The sequence below is a fragment of the Pseudoalteromonas sp. GCY genome (assembly GCF_016695175.1).
Classification (GTDB): Bacteria; Pseudomonadota; Gammaproteobacteria; order Enterobacterales; family Alteromonadaceae; genus Pseudoalteromonas.
Genome location: NZ_CP068023.1, coordinates 1408933 through 1423538, shown reverse-complemented (window position 1 = coordinate 1423538; position 14606 = coordinate 1408933). Strand labels below are relative to the sequence as shown.

Annotated in this window: 15 protein-coding genes; 2 read left to right on the top strand and 13 right to left on the bottom strand. The window is 43.9% G+C overall.

Annotated features, from left to right (window positions below; translation table 11 throughout):
* Position 1 precedes the first annotated feature (1 nt).
* On the bottom strand, positions 2–688 hold the full coding sequence (gene ccmB, locus JJQ94_RS11450) for a heme exporter protein CcmB (protein WP_099030290.1): 687 nt from the start codon (positions 686–688) through the stop codon (positions 2–4).
* Entirely contained in the window at positions 688–1311 is a 624-nt protein-coding gene (gene ccmA / locus JJQ94_RS11445) for a cytochrome c biogenesis heme-transporting ATPase CcmA (RefSeq protein ID WP_099030289.1), read from the bottom strand. The genes ccmB and ccmA overlap by 1 nt, the downstream gene beginning before the upstream one ends.
* Positions 1312–1414: 103 nt before the next feature.
* Between ccmA and fliK the strand changes: the two genes are divergently transcribed.
* Both fliK and JJQ94_RS11435 read left to right on the top strand, forming a co-directional pair.
* Complete coding sequence (gene fliK / locus JJQ94_RS11440; protein WP_099030288.1) at positions 1415–3886, top strand: flagellar hook-length control protein FliK; 2472 nt, start codon at positions 1415–1417, stop codon at positions 3884–3886.
* Positions 3887–3891: 5 nt separating this feature from the next.
* Positions 3892–4188 (top strand): EscU/YscU/HrcU family type III secretion system export apparatus switch protein, encoded by a 297-nt coding sequence (locus JJQ94_RS11435; RefSeq protein ID WP_099030287.1) that lies wholly within the window; start codon positions 3892–3894, stop codon positions 4186–4188.
* Between the two features lie 48 nt (positions 4189–4236).
* On the opposite strand, the gene JJQ94_RS11430 is transcribed toward JJQ94_RS11435, so the two are convergent.
* The 11 genes from JJQ94_RS11430 to flhF all read right to left on the bottom strand — a co-directional run bounded on the left by JJQ94_RS11430 (position 4237) and on the right by flhF (position 14605).
* Positions 4237–4668 (bottom strand): DUF2802 domain-containing protein, encoded by a 432-nt coding sequence (locus JJQ94_RS11430; protein ID WP_095728237.1) that lies wholly within the window; start codon positions 4666–4668, stop codon positions 4237–4239.
* Positions 4669–5166, bottom strand: coding sequence for a chemotaxis protein CheW (locus JJQ94_RS11425; RefSeq protein WP_010369098.1), 498 nt, complete (start codon positions 5164–5166; stop codon positions 4669–4671). It abuts the gene before it with no gap.
* A gap of 24 nt (positions 5167–5190) precedes the next feature.
* Positions 5191–5952, bottom strand: a complete 762-nt coding sequence (locus JJQ94_RS11420) for a chemotaxis protein CheW (protein ID WP_099030286.1) — start codon at positions 5950–5952, stop codon at positions 5191–5193.
* 8 nt (positions 5953–5960) lie between these two features.
* Positions 5961–6731 carry a ParA family protein gene (locus tag JJQ94_RS11415; RefSeq protein WP_010369100.1) on the bottom strand — a complete coding sequence of 257 codons (771 nt, stop codon included), beginning with the start codon at positions 6729–6731 and terminating at the stop codon, positions 5961–5963.
* A gap of 127 nt (positions 6732–6858) precedes the next feature.
* Complete coding sequence (locus JJQ94_RS11410) at positions 6859–8004, bottom strand: protein-glutamate methylesterase/protein-glutamine glutaminase (protein ID WP_099030285.1); 1146 nt, start codon at positions 8002–8004, stop codon at positions 6859–6861.
* Between the two features lie 74 nt (positions 8005–8078).
* Entirely contained in the window at positions 8079–10304 is a 2226-nt protein-coding gene (locus tag JJQ94_RS11405) for a chemotaxis protein CheA (RefSeq protein ID WP_099030284.1), read from the bottom strand.
* 13 nt (positions 10305–10317) lie between these two features.
* Positions 10318–11094, bottom strand: coding sequence for a protein phosphatase CheZ (locus JJQ94_RS11400; protein WP_039492497.1), 777 nt, complete (start codon positions 11092–11094; stop codon positions 10318–10320).
* A gap of 19 nt (positions 11095–11113) precedes the next feature.
* Positions 11114–11497: a chemotaxis response regulator CheY gene (gene cheY / locus JJQ94_RS11395; protein WP_010369104.1), complete on the bottom strand. Its 384-nt coding sequence runs from the start codon at positions 11495–11497 to the stop codon at positions 11114–11116.
* 42 nt (positions 11498–11539) lie between these two features.
* Positions 11540–12274, bottom strand: coding sequence for an RNA polymerase sigma factor FliA (locus JJQ94_RS11390; RefSeq protein WP_010369105.1), 735 nt, complete (start codon positions 12272–12274; stop codon positions 11540–11542).
* Positions 12275–12276: 2 nt separating this feature from the next.
* Positions 12277–13137: a MinD/ParA family protein gene (locus JJQ94_RS11385; protein WP_010369106.1), complete on the bottom strand. Its 861-nt coding sequence runs from the start codon at positions 13135–13137 to the stop codon at positions 12277–12279.
* The gene (gene flhF / locus JJQ94_RS11380; protein ID WP_099030283.1) at positions 13130–14605 is read right to left on the bottom strand and encodes a flagellar biosynthesis protein FlhF; all 1476 of its coding nucleotides are present in this window, start codon (positions 14603–14605) and stop codon (positions 13130–13132) included. Before flhF ends, JJQ94_RS11385 begins: the two co-directional genes overlap by 8 nt.
* Position 14606: the final 1 nt, after the last annotated feature.

Sequence of the window (14606 nt, the reverse complement as noted above, 5' to 3'; positions counted from 1 at the left end):
TTTAACTTACACTCACTCTTAAAGCTGACGATATGGCAATTGGTGCGGCAATAATTGCGACGGCAAGCATCGCACCAAGGATTGCAAGCTGACCACCATATGCTAAAGACATGCTACTGGTATCTATGGCGGACGTTGCAAAAATCAATACGGGGATATAAAGCGGTAGGACGAGTAAACTCATTAAAATACCACCCTTTTGCAATGCAACGGTGAGTCCTGCGCCAATAGCCCCAATAAAACTTAATAACGGTGTACCTATCAGTAAGGTCAATACAGTTGCATTGAGAGACTGCGATTCGAGATTCATTAACAGCGCGAACAAGGGCGCAAGCACCACCATTGGCAAACCACTGATTGTCCAATGCGCTGCTACTTTTGCTAATACTGATAGCGATAAAGGATAAGGTGAAGCAATCAATTGCTCTAATGAGCCGTCGTTGTAATCGTCCCTAAATAATTTATCTAGACCTAACATAGTCGATAAAAGCGCCGCTACCCAAATAATACCCGGTGCCATTCTGGTAAGCAGCGCAGGTTCAGGTCCAATCGCTAACGGAAATAAGGTGATCACGATAAGGAAAAACAACAAAGGATTGACTATCTCAGCGCGTTGTCTAAAGGCCAAGGTCACATCTTTGGCATAAACCGATTTAAAAGCTAACCAATAAGAATGTTGAGTCTGCATTACAAACGGTACTCCAACGCCAAGGTTTGTAACTGTGCAAAATGTGCGGTGAGATCTTGGTGGGTCGTCAATAAAATGGCGCCCCCCTTGTCTAGATGAGACTGAAATTGGGTTTGCAACATGGCGACCCCTTTTTTATCCAGCGCAGTAAATGGTTCATCTAGCACCCAAAGCTTGGCTTGATTTAGCCACAAACGTACTAACGCAACACGGCGCTGTTGACCCGCTGATAACGTCCGCACAGGTACATCTTCAAGCCCTATTAAACCGAGCTTGGCAAGCAGTGTATAAACTTCTTCTTCATCGGCCTGAGCGCCGTGAACCATAAGCCAATGTTGGACATTTTCGTAGGCACTAAGTTGTTGATTGACACCTGTCTTATGACCAATAAATAATAAATCGGCAGCGAATGAATCATAATCATCACGGATATCAGTGCTGTTGTAGCGGATCAGCCCTTCGTCCGCTCTGGCGAACCCAGCAATGATCCTCAACAAAGAGGTTTTTCCGGCACCATTTGGGCCTTCAATTTGCATGATCTGCCCCGCATGGAGAGTGAAACTTAATGAGTCAAACAAGCATCTATCTTGTTTGGTACAAGTGACGGCGTCTATCTCTAGCAAACTTGGGCTTCTCTTTACCTAAAATTGGGTGTTAGTCTAACATAATGGTATGGTAATACGAATAATCCGATGCGACCGATTAGCGAAAATTTGATTTAAAATAATGAATAAGCTGCCAATTACAACAAATACGACGACAGCATCTGTGATAAGCACAGATAATAGCGAAGTATCGAGATTAGACTTAGCCAAAAACCAACCGTTTGCAGCAAAGAATATCCAAATTAGTAACGATAAACTAAAAATGGATGTGGCAATTGATGGTCGCTGGCAAACTATCCAACTTGCGCTTAAGCCTCCAACCCAGCCCAATCAGCTTCCAGAAGCACAGGTTAATATCGACGAAACTGGCAAGGTGGTCACCTTTCAAACGCCCAAGTTACAAGCGCAAGTAACGCTGACAAAACAGCTTTTTGATATTTTTACGACGCTAAAAACGCATACGCCAAGCCCTGTAGTCCAATCTCCAGCAACCACGTTGCCAGACGCCACATTACACATTAAGGCGCTTGATTTAAAAGTACCGCTTCCGCAAGCCGTGGCACAATTGCTCGCAAGTGAAAACAAACTCATTGCGCATCTTAGTGCCCAACAAAGTAATGTTTCCTTGCAGGTCGTCAATCAATTTAAAGACTTGCTGTTTAGTACGGCTTTGCCTAAGTCAATGATTGCAAAACTTATCTCTAGTCAACTTAGCAGTGTTGATGTGAAGCCGCAGCCAAGTCGGATAACACTTAACATTCATGACCGTTCAGTAACCTTATCGCCAATAAGCAGTAACTGGCCTGCAGCAACCACATGGCAAAAGGGCGAAGTAAAAACAGCTTTCAATGGAATTGATATCACAAAATCTACACAACAAGTAAAAGTAGAAACCATAAAGCCGCTTAGCGCTTTGCTGCAACAAGTCACTGCAGTGAATAAGGAAGTTCCCTCACCACTTGAGTCACGCTTAGTATCTGTACATACGCTGGCGTATGACAAACCGTTACTTGAAGTCAATCTGCAACAAATTAAGTCAACGGTAGTAAAAGCGTTGCAAGTACTGATCGGAAGACCTTTTGGGAAGCCACTCACAAATCAGGTTGATCAGCCCGCGAACTCCCCAGTCAAGAAAGGTAAAAATGATGTTTTAAGTCGTTCGGTCTCAACTCTGCTTGCGCCAAGCGAGAAAGTAAGTGCTCACAATGAAAATAAGCCGAGCACGCCACTACAACAACTCTCAAACCAAATAAAACTTAATCTTACAGAGCTGATGGCAAAACAACCATTACCATTGCAAAAAAGTCACTTACCTTTGCAAAAAAGTCACTTACCTTTGCAAAGCGAAAAGTTAGCCAACTCCATTGCTCGTTACTTACAACACCAGCTCGCAGAGACACCAAAATATCAAGCGCCACCGGTCGATTTTGAGGTGAAACAAAAAGCCCTGTCCTTATTATTGGACACCCTCACAGGTAAACAATCGCTTAGCAATAAGCAAGTTGAACAGCTGACACAAGTCTTAGAGCGGCCGCTTTATCGTAAAGCGAGTTCTGCGTCTGTAGATTCTGCTAAAACGTTCCAGTTGCAATCTACACATTCACAAAGCACACAAGTAACAGCTACGCCTTCTCAAGTACCGCAGCCTACCAGCAATCAGATTAAAGGGGTTATTGAAGCCCTGCTTACTCTGCCCATGGCTAAACCCGAACAAAAAGAAAACACACCAAACATGTTACGCCAAGCTTCTGCAACCATCGAAAAGCTCGCAAAAGCAGATACATTCAAACAAACTCCTGAATTGCAGAAATTAGTAAATCAAGCATTTTCGCGCTTGCTCGATGACCGTTCAGTCAACGCCCTTACCGTTAAAAACCAGTTAGAAAGCCAACTGGGCATGGCAACCTTTACCAACACACCAGCAAGTTTAACCCAATCGAGCTTTACACAAATGTTGGACCGCTTAATTGTATCGCTATTAGGTAGTCAGGTGGCAAGCCTAGCTCAAAGCAATGAGCAAGCAACGCAAAAAATACAAGCATTGCTGGATGCGCTGCTACCACAGCTGAAGTTGATCTCACCCAAGCAAACAGCAGATGCATTACAACAACCACAAGCAAAAGAGCTGTTAAACGAGTTGGGACAACTACATAATCAATTACAACCGCAACAATCACAAACCACAGCTACCAGCTCTGCGAAACAAGACAGCGAAACACAGTTGATCGTTAACCTGCTCTTCCCCACCAAAGTAGGACAAGAGCAACAGCAAACACAGTTACAAATAGGTGAATATAAAAAGTCGCCCAAACCTGGTATGCCAGAGAAGTCTGTGTGGTTTATTCGTCTTTGTTTTGATTTTGCAGAAAAAGGTCAGATCCATGCCCAAGCCGAGCTGATGGATAAAGCCCTAGAATGTGCATTAGTAGCCACCTCCAATCAGGTCAAGCAGCTCGCAGAGCCACATTTGGCAACGCTCAGACATAAGTTAGCATCTCATGGTCTACAAGTCGCTGAAATAGGCCTTAGGGAAGAAGCCAGCTTTCAAGATAAGTTCTTTAATGAACACGCAATTATCAACATTAAGGTGTAAAAGAGATGACACAAAAATCTGCTATCGGACTGTTATATGAAGCTGGAAGCGCACCTCAGGTCACCTTTAAAGGATATGGCGAGCTGGCAGAGGAAATTATTGCGCTGGCAAAAGAGAAAAACATCATGATCCATGAGGATGAATCATTAGCACAAACACTCAGTGCACTTGAGTTACACCAAGAGATCCCAAGGGAGCTCTACTATGTGATTGCTGAACTCATCGCTTTTTCTTACGTTATGCGTGGTAAGTTTCCACCTGGCTGGGAAGGTTTTCGTGGCAAGCTAGATATTAAGGCATAGCCAAAACTTCCTAACTTGCTACTTTCTAACTTGCTACTTTCTAGACGATTATTTTGATTTGTTATGTAAAGACATGAGCAGCTCTGCCTCAGCTCTTGGCAACTCACACTCGCGCATCACCTCTTCAATATCAGCGCCAAGTTCCACCATTTTCACGGCACGAGAATACATTTTTGCGTCGGGGTCATCATATTTCTGTGCCGCTTGCTGATTCGCAACATCATTTAATTCTTGCTCGGTTGCGACCACCCGCTTGCCAATACTCATGATACTGGCACGTAACTCTGCAACTTCGCTGCGTAATATTGCTATTTGTTGCTCAGATCCTTGTAGTGAGCTCGAAAGTTGCGCTGTTTGGCCCTGCGCATTCTGTAATTTTTTACCCAGCACAAAAACAAACCTCAAGCATACTAACGCAAGTATGCTTGAGGTTATTGATATGACGAGTAAAACGGTTTGTGCGTTTACTACTTCAGACATCTAGATATGACTCAGCTCATCCCATTCATCATCGCTTAATAGCTTATTAAGATCGACTAAGATCAATAGCTCGCCTTCTCGATTTGATACGCCTTGGATAAACTTAGCGCTTTCTTCGGTGCCAATGTTTGGCGCGCTGTCAATTTCCGAGCTACGTAAGTAAACCACCTCAGCAACGCTATCGACTAAGATACCTATAACTTGCTTTTCAGCTTCGATAATCACAATTCTTGAATTATCCGTTACTTCCGCACTTTGCAGACCAAACCTAGCTCGCGTGTCTATAACCGTTACAACGTTACCACGCAGATTAATGATCCCGAGTACGTAGCTTGGCGCACCTGGGACTGGTGCAATTTCGGTATAACGTAATACTTCTTGCACTTGCATTACATTGATACCGTAAGTTTCCTCTTCAAGCTTGTAAGTAACCCATTGCAATACTTCATCATTACTATCAGCATTTTTGTCTGCAGAAAGTAGTCTATCTTGGCTCATGGTTTCACTCCATCAATATACTAGTTACTGCTCTCGACTATCGAGGCCTTGTTCTAGCAAACGGTTTAAATTCTCTACATCAATCAGCGCGCACATTTTCTCTTTAATCACCCCAGCCAACCAAGGCCGTTTACCATCCGCTGTGCGCCACTTTATGTCTTCAGGCTTGAGGGTTAAATTGTTGACTAGTTTCTCTGCTAACAGTCCCCAGTTACTATCCCCAAGCGTAATCAAATACTGGTAATCCAGAGCATCTTCTAATTCTGGTGTTAACTTCTCAGGCATTACCCATCGCGCAGTATCAACAACATTAAGCTTTTCTTCACGATTTAGCATCACGCCTTTAAACCATTTAGGTTTACCAAAGAGTTGATTGACTTCACCCAGTTGGTGTATTCCCCCAAGTGATTTAAGCGGAACCGCCAGTGTTAAGCCTGCAACTTCAAAAAACAATGCCTGAAATTCACCTTCTTGATAGGCTTCCCTTGCAGAAACAGATTCTATCGTTGTCTGTTCTTTGATAATAGATGTATTTTCAGTGACTTCAAGATCTTGAGCTAATTTACCCGCTTGTTCTTCAATAACTTCACTCGCCGACTCCTGAGGCTCTGTTGCAACGACAACTGGAAGGTCTGTATCCTCAAGTTCGGATTCCGGCTCTTTTACTTGTTCAAGTAGCTTTGCAACCGGTGATAATTCGCATTGTTCAATCTCTGGCTCCTCTTGTAATAGGGCGCCAAGATACTGCTTCATCACCTTTTCATTTGCAAATAAATGCTTACTCATTATTCTCTCTAGCTTAACTGCTTCAAATAGTCCAATAATGCACGATAAGCGAACACGCCTCGTGATTTAGGACAAAATTGTACTGGGACTTGCTGTGCAAGACTCGCATCCCTAAATTTGGTATCTACAGGAACCACACCTGGCCAAACGGCCTCTTTGTATGTTGCTAGCAACGTTTTATACGCCTCTAACGACGCTTTGGTCCGTTTATCATACATAGTTGGAATAATAGTATATTGATACTGTTTTTGCTGTGAAGACTGCATCAGCTCCATCGTGCGCATCATTCTATCTAGCCCCTTCAACGCCAAAAATTCAGTTTGGACAGGTACTAAAATTCGCTCACTCGCTGCTAATGCGTTAACCATCAGTACCCCAAGCACTGGTGGGCAGTCTAAAATAGCATAGTCATATTGATCCGCTATTTTTTCGAGCGATTTCTTTAAGATAAGCCCCATGCCCGTTTTATTACCCATACTACGATCAAGCGTAGCAATGGCCATAGTGGCAGGCAAAATATCAAGATTCTCTATGGTTGATGGGCAAAGAGACTGTAAAATTTCTTCACTCGTCATGCTGCTGCCGCGTGCAAAAATATCATACACACTGACTTCTAACTCTTCAGAATCAATACCAAAGTAATATGTCAGTGAAGCATGTGGATCAGTATCAATAAGCAAAACTCGGTGACCCTGCTCAGCAAGAATGCCTCCTAAGCTCACCGTCGTCGTGGTTTTACCCACGCCACCTTTTTGATTTGCTACTGTCCAAATTTTCACTCTATATTCCTTCGCTTATCACTATTGATTTCGTTCAATAGATACTATACCAACTCAGTGTTATTCATTCTTTTTAGACGTTTGATATTTACAAGCTTCAAGCAAAGCAACCAAGTAATGACTTGGTCTATTGGTTACCCGCTTCTTTATTAATTCTCGCAGCAAAGTCTTGTAGGGCGATACTATCCGACGAAAGTCCAGCGCCAGCGACAGCTTGAGGCATACCATAAACAACACAAGTCGCTTCATCTTGCGCCCAAATAGTGGCCCCCACCTGTTTTAGCATACGAGCACCATCTCGGCCATCTGCGCCCATTCCCGTTAGGACAATCGCTAACGTGTCGCCACCATAAGCTTTTGCAACACTTGCAAATGTCACATCAACGCTGGGTTTATAGGTGATCCTTGGACTATCATCTTCAAACACTTTTAGTGTCTTACTGCCACCGCGATTTTCAACCAGCATTTGCTTACCGCCAGGTGCTAAATAGGCCACACCAGGCATTAATCTATCACCTTGCTCAGCTTCTTTAACCTTAATTTGGCATAAACTATTTAATCTTGCTGCAAACGCAGGTGTAAATGCGGCTGGCATGTGCTGGATAAGTAAAATTGGATGAGGAAAGTTTGCTGGCAGCTGCGTCAATATTGTTTGTAGTGCAACGGGTCCACCTGTCGATGTACCAATTGCAACCAGTCCATATTTTTTACCCGATGCTCTAGCACCCGCAGCACTGGACGTGCCACCAGATACCGGCCTCTGAAAACTTCTATCCGGTTGAGGGATCGTTGCTCGTCCTGTATCAGCGCGAGTTGCTCTAGACTCGACGCGCTTTGGTGGAGTCGCAATACTAGGGCGAGTAAAACGGCTAACGCGACGGCGACCAATTTCCTTTACCTTATTTTGTAATGATTTAATTGCTTCTTCGCTATTACGAGCGATGTCTTCAAACTTTTTCGGTAAGAAATCTACAGCGCCTGCATCCAGTGCATCTAACGTAGCACTAGCGCCTTCACGAGTTAACGAAGAAAACATTAAGATTGGGGTCGGCGTGGCCTGCATGATCTGCTTCACCGCACTGATCCCATCAAGCACAGGCATTTCCACGTCCATCGTAATTACGTCTGGACGCAATGAAGCGGCCTTTTCAACCGCCTCCTTTCCATTAACTGCAAAATCTATAACTTTGATTTCACTGTCTTTTTCTAAAATCTCACTGACTCGACGACGAAAAAAACTAGAATCGTCTACGACTAACACTTTAACTGCCATTGGCAACGCTCTTTAATTTGCTCTACAGCAGAGCAGCAAATGCTGCTCTAGAATTCGAACTACGCCTAATAAAATTAGGCGTAGTGTTTTAATAAGTTGGGGACATCAAGGATTAGCGCAATACCACCATCAGATGTGATGGTAGCACCGGCCATACCTGGTGTACCTTGTAACAAGGCATCTAGTGGTTTGATTACTACTTCTTCTTGGCCTATCAGAGAATCAACCACAAAACCGACTTGTTTGGTACCAATTTGCGCAATGACAACATGGCCTTCAGCCTTTCTCATGCTCCTGTTCGCACCTTTTACTAACCAATGTTCAAGATAAAACAACGGAATTGCTTTTTCTCTCACTATGATAGTCAACTGACCATCAACCACATTCGTTTTAGTCAAATCTAAATGGAATATCTCGTTCACACCTGCAAGTGGTAACGCAAACGTTTGCTCTCCGACTATCACCATCAATGTAGGCAAAATAGCCAGTGTAAGCGGTACTTTTATCTCTAATACGGTACCAACACCCAGTTCTGATTGGATATTTACCGAGCCATTCAATTGAGTGATCTTCGTTTTAACAACGTCCATCCCAACACCACGACCAGAAATGTCTGAAATTTGTTCTTTTGTCGAGAACCCTGGTGCAAAGATCAAATTATAGGCTTCGGTATCGGACAGTCGGCTTGCTTGATCGGAGTCAATCACGCCTTTATTTATAGCAATTTTCTTAAGCTTCTCAGGATCCATACCGGCGCCATCATCTCGGATGGTGAGAAGAATGTGATCTCCCTCTTGAGATGCTGACAATGTGACCGTACCCATTCTTGGTTTGCCCGACGCTTCGCGTACGTCAGGCATTTCAATGCCGTGATCTACTGAGTTTCTCACTAAGTGGACCAATGGATCTGCAAGCGCTTCAACCAGGTTTTTATCTAAATCCGTCTCTTCGCCTTGTAAAACTAGATTGATTTCTTTTTTCAAGCTGCGGGCAAGGTCTCTCACTACTCGAGGAAAGCGACCAAATACCTTTTTGATTGGCTGCATCCGCGTTTTCATCACGGCGCCCTGCAAATCAGCGGTGACTACATCAAGGTTCGAAATAGCTTTACCCATGCTTTCGCTGTTGGTGTTATTAGCTAAGCTAACCAAACGGTTACGAACCAATACTAATTCGCCAACCATATTCATGATTTCATCAAGGCGTTTAGTATCAACTCGGACCGTAGTCTCAGCCTGTGCCGCAGGTTTCTTCGCAGCGGCTGGCGCAGAAGCTTTTGCAGCCTCTGGCTCTTTTTGCGGTGCTGGAGTCGCAGGTTTAGCTTCAACTTTAGGCGCAGGCTTTGGAGCAGGTTTCGGTGCTGGCGGTGCTTTAACAGGCTCAGGTTGAGCAGACTTAGTATCTGAGACATCTACTGGCGATTCATCTACCGCTTTAGGTGCACTGCCTTTACCATGAAGCTCGTCCAGCAAAGCTTCAAACTCATCGTCGGTAATTTCTTCGTCACCAGTAGACCCACTTGGGGCTACTGGTGAGGTTGATTTAGCCTTAGGTTCACTCGCTTCTGGGGCAACAGCATCTTCTGCATTTGGTGCTCCACCGAATTTACCAACACCATGGAGTTCATCTAAGAGGTTATCGAACTCGTCATCGGTGATATCACCATCATCTGCGGTTGATACAGCTTCAGGTTTAGTCGCCGGAGCAGCAGCAGGACCATTACCTGAACCGTGTAGTTCATCTAATAGATTTTCAAATTCTTCTTCTGTTATCTCATCAATGCTGGAGCCGCTATCATCGCCTGAATCAACATCCGCGTCGAATAAAATATCATCCGCACTTAAATCTGGCACCACAGGTTCTGGCTCAGAAACAGGTTCGTCAATCACTTCACTGACTTCGTCTTCAGATGCTGGCTGGCTAAGTTTGTGGAGTGTTTCAAGCAACACAGGATCGGCCGCTTCTGGTTCCTCACGGTTTTGAATACAAGCGAACATTTCGTTGATCGTATCCAAAGATTGCAAAATAACATCCATCAATTCGGAAGTTACTTTTCGCTGCCCTTGTCGTAGTACATCAAACACATTCTCCGCACCGTGACAGGCATCAACCAGTTCGGTCATACCTAGGAAGCCAGCTCCACCTTTTACGGTATGGAAGCCACGGAAAATCGCATTGAGAAGTTCTTTATCTTCAGGGTTATTTTCTAGTTCAACAAGCTGTTCAGATAACAGTTCTAATATTTCACCTGCTTCAACAAGAAAGTCCTGCAAGATATCTTCATCGACTTCAAAGCTCATACACACTCTCCAACTAGAAGCCTAAACTAGATAGCAAGTCATCGACTTCGTCTTGACCAGAAACCACGTCATCTCGCGATTCAGCGTCAATAATTGGACCTTCAGGTCCAGACAATTCATCACTGATAGTCTCGGTTGTTTTTATTTCGTTTTCATTCGCTTTCACAGCAGTTGAAGGCGCTTCATCTGAAGTACCAAAAACAGTCAGGAGGTGAATGAGACTATCTTCTACTTCTCTCACAAGCTCAATGACGCGCCGAATAACCTGCCCAGTCAAATCCTGATAGTCCTGAGCCATCAGCACATTAGTCATTAAACCTTGTAATTCGTCTGTACGTGTCTTTGAAGTCTGCATAAAGCTGTCGAGATCATGACACAGAGATTTAAACTCACCGAGTTGAATGTCTCTGCTCATCAATCGATCCCAAGTGGGCTTTATTTGCGCTAACTCATCCGCTAGATTCTGCGCAAGAGGTAAGCTTTCTTCGACCGCGTCCATCGTTTTGTTAGCAGCGCTTTCTGTCATTTCCATAACATAATTAAGGCGCTGCTTGGCGTCAGGAATAGCCTCTGTCGTGAGATCTGCGAGGCGAGTATCCAGCTCAAAGTTCTTCAAGGACTCGTGTAATTGGCGAGTCAGCTTTCCGACTTCTGCAAATAACTCCGATTGCTCTTTGTTAGCAGCTTCTAAAATCAGCTGGTCAGCTTTTTCTTGTTCACCTTGCTCTAGAAGCTCAACAAGTTGCTTAGCTTGTTCAAGTGTAATTTGAGGCGCAGCATTTACAGACATAGGCCATATCCCCTTGCTGTTAGCCTAGTCGCTCAAATACTTTTTCAAGCTTAGTTTTGAGCGTACCCGCAGTAAACGGCTTAACAATATATCCGTTCACCCCAGCTTGCGCTGCTGCAACAATTTGTTCTTTTTTCGCTTCTGCGGTAACCATCAACACTGGAATGTGCTTAAGCTTTTCATCTGCGCGTATTGCACGAAGCAAATCAATACCTTGCATGCCCGGCATATTCCAATCAGTTACTACAAAGTCAAACTCCTGATTTTGTAGCATCGGAAGTGCTGTACTACCATCATCAGCTTCTTGAACATTGGTAAAGCCTAAATCTCTTAATAGGTTTTTGATTATTCTTCTCATAGTAGAGAAATCATCAACCACGAGAATCTTCATGTTCTTATCCAAAACTTCCTCCAGTGAGGTTCGAACCCAACTATTTTATGTACTCTAATTTATCCAGTCATTGATTTTAGCTTTAAGCTTTATCATTGCCTGACCGTGAATTTGGCTTACTCGAGATTCACTGACATCAAGGATGGCACCAATCTCTTTTAAATTCATTTCGTCGTTATAGTAAAGTGATAAAACCAGAGCATCCCTTTCGGGTAACGCTTTGATAGCATTTACTAAAGACTCGTTAAAACGTTCATTTTTAACGTTATTAAACGGTTTGTCTAGCGCAAAATCGCTGTTTGCTGGGGTTATCACGTCTTCATCAACCCCAAGATCCTCAATCCCGATGACTTTACTTGCATTTACATCATGTAAAATATGATGGTACTCATCTAGAGATATATCAAGTTTTTCAGCGATTTCAGTGTCTTTTGGTTCTCGACCAAGGAGAGATTCTAACTCGGAGATAGCTTCTGCAACCATTCTGCTATTTTTGTGAACAGAACGAGGCGCCCAATCACCACGACGGATTTCATCCAGCATTGCGCCTCGAATACGGATCCCCGCAAAGGTCTCGAAACTAGCGCCTTTAGTTGCATCGAAATTTTTAGATGCTTCAATCAATCCAATCATACCTGACTGGATCAGATCGTCGAGTTGCACACTTGCCGGAAGTCGAGCAATCAGGTGGCATGCCACTTTTTTGACAAGTGGAGCATGCCGTTCAACCACCTTATGAATGTGGTCTGAAGTTTGATATCCCGCAGCTCTATTGACCGGAGAAGCCATAATCACCCGTTCACAAGTTGTTCAATGAAAAATTCTAGATGACCGGAAGGTTGATGCGGAATTGGCCATTTAACTGCCTTAGCAGCAAGTCCCTTAATCGCAATCGCCGCAGGGGAACTCGGAAATAAATCCACGATAGCTCTTTGTCTGCGAGAAGATTTACGCATGTTTTCGTCAAACGGTACGGTGGCCACTAATTCCAGTGCTACATCAAGAAAACGGTCTGTAACTTTTGAAAGTTTAGCAAATAATTCTTGCCCTTCACGCATACTGCGGACCATATTGGCAACAATTTTAAAACGATAGACACCATGCTCTCTGCTCAAAACTTTGATTAACGCGTAAGCATCTGTAATGGAAGTCGGTTCATCACACACAACAACCATCACATCTTGTGCAGCTCGAGAGAAGCTCAGAACCATATCTGAGATACCGGCTGCGGTATCAACAATTAATACATCAAATTGCGTGTTAAGCTCGCTAAATGCACGAATAAGTCCTGCATGCTCCGCGGGAGTCAGCTCTACCATACTTTGAGAGCCTGAGGTCGCCGGCACAATTTTAATTCCAGCGGGACCTTCTACGAGAATCTCATCTAGTTCACATTCACCCGACAACACGTGTGACAGATTCTTTTCTACCCTTAGACCTAACATCACATCACAGTTTGCCAAGCCCAAGTCCGCATCTAAAACGAGAACTCGCTGTCCTTGTTGGCCCATAGCGATGGCAGTATTAAGCGAGACGTTGGTTTTACCCACCCCACCTTTTCCACCGGTCACGGCTATTACTTTTACACCCTGGTTGCTATTTTGACTCATTCTACGCAGGCCACTTGCTTGATCTAAAACTGTGTTAATCATACATTCCTACTGACTCTGACGCTACAGGTACACGTCGAGAGTGCTGTGCTTTTATTCTTTTTAAATACAATTGCTCAGCCTTTTTTACTAGCTTTTGAGCATTTGCTACGCGAATGTCTTCTGGCACTCGCTGACCGTTGGTAAGATACCCTATTGGCAAGCGATTTTGAATCGCTATGCTAATTATCTCACCTAAACTTAGACTTTCATCAAGTTTTGTGAAAATACAGCCACTTAAATTTACTTTTTTGAAGTGTCTTACTGTTTCTTGTAACACATTCATCTGTGCTGTCGCACTCAATACCAAATAGCTGCGAATATCTACTCTCGCGCTACGCATAAGTGTATTTAACTGTTCAGTTAAGCGCAAATCTCTTTGACTCATTCCCGCCGTATCTATTAATACTAGACGCTTATTGCGTAAATGATAAAGCACTTCTGCAAGTTCATTTGCATCTTTAACTTGTTTAACCGGACAACCAATGATTCTACCATAGGTAGCTAACTGCTCGTAAGCGCCAATTCTGTAGGTATCAGTAGTTATTAACGCCACTTTATCTGCACCGTATTTTTGTGCGCCTAATGCCGCTAATTTTGCAACCGTTGTGGTTTTACCAACACCAGTTGGACCCACCATCGCAAATACGCCACCTTGACGAAGAATATCATTGTTAGTAGTGTGCATTTGGTTGATCACCATGTTTAACAATGCATTCCAGGCTTCTTTACGAGAAACATCATCAGGGATAAAGCATGCCATTTGCTCAGCAACGTCTTTGTCTATACCCATTCCTTCCAGACGGTCTACAAGACACGCACGGGTTGGATCGCGACGAGCCATTTCTTGTTTCATTAGACCGGATACTTGATGTTCAAGTAATTGACGAATAGCGTTCATTTCTTCACGCATTGCACTCATTTCGTCAGGCTTGGCATTTAACTCAGGTAAATCGTCACCAAAACCGTTGTCTAACTCATCCGACTCGCCCCAATGCTGTGGCTGCTCAAATGCATCATCATCAAAGTCAAAAGATTGGCGACGAGATTGCTGTGGCTTCGCTTGGTATACCGGTGCAGCAGTTTGTGTTTTACGTTGGCTGCTTAACATTTGCTCTGTATCAATCCCCGACTGGGAGAACATAGAAGCAAGTTCTGGTGAGCGTGGGCGCGGTGCCTGACGCTCTAGCAATGCCGCTAAGCTATCGGCAACTTGCGCTTGTTTTGCTGGCTGTGCTTGGCGAGGCTCTGGACGGACAAAGCGGGTCGGAGCCTCGTTTGAGGCAGTCGCACGGGCAGCTGGAGCTTGCTTAACAGGTGCAGCAGCACGGTCATTATCAACTGCTGCGACGATTTCAACACCATCTGCTAACTTTTTGTTAGACATAATGACAGCATCTGCACCAAGCTCTTCTTTTACTTCATTTAAAGCCGTACGCATATCTTTTGCGAAGAAACGTTTAATTTTCATG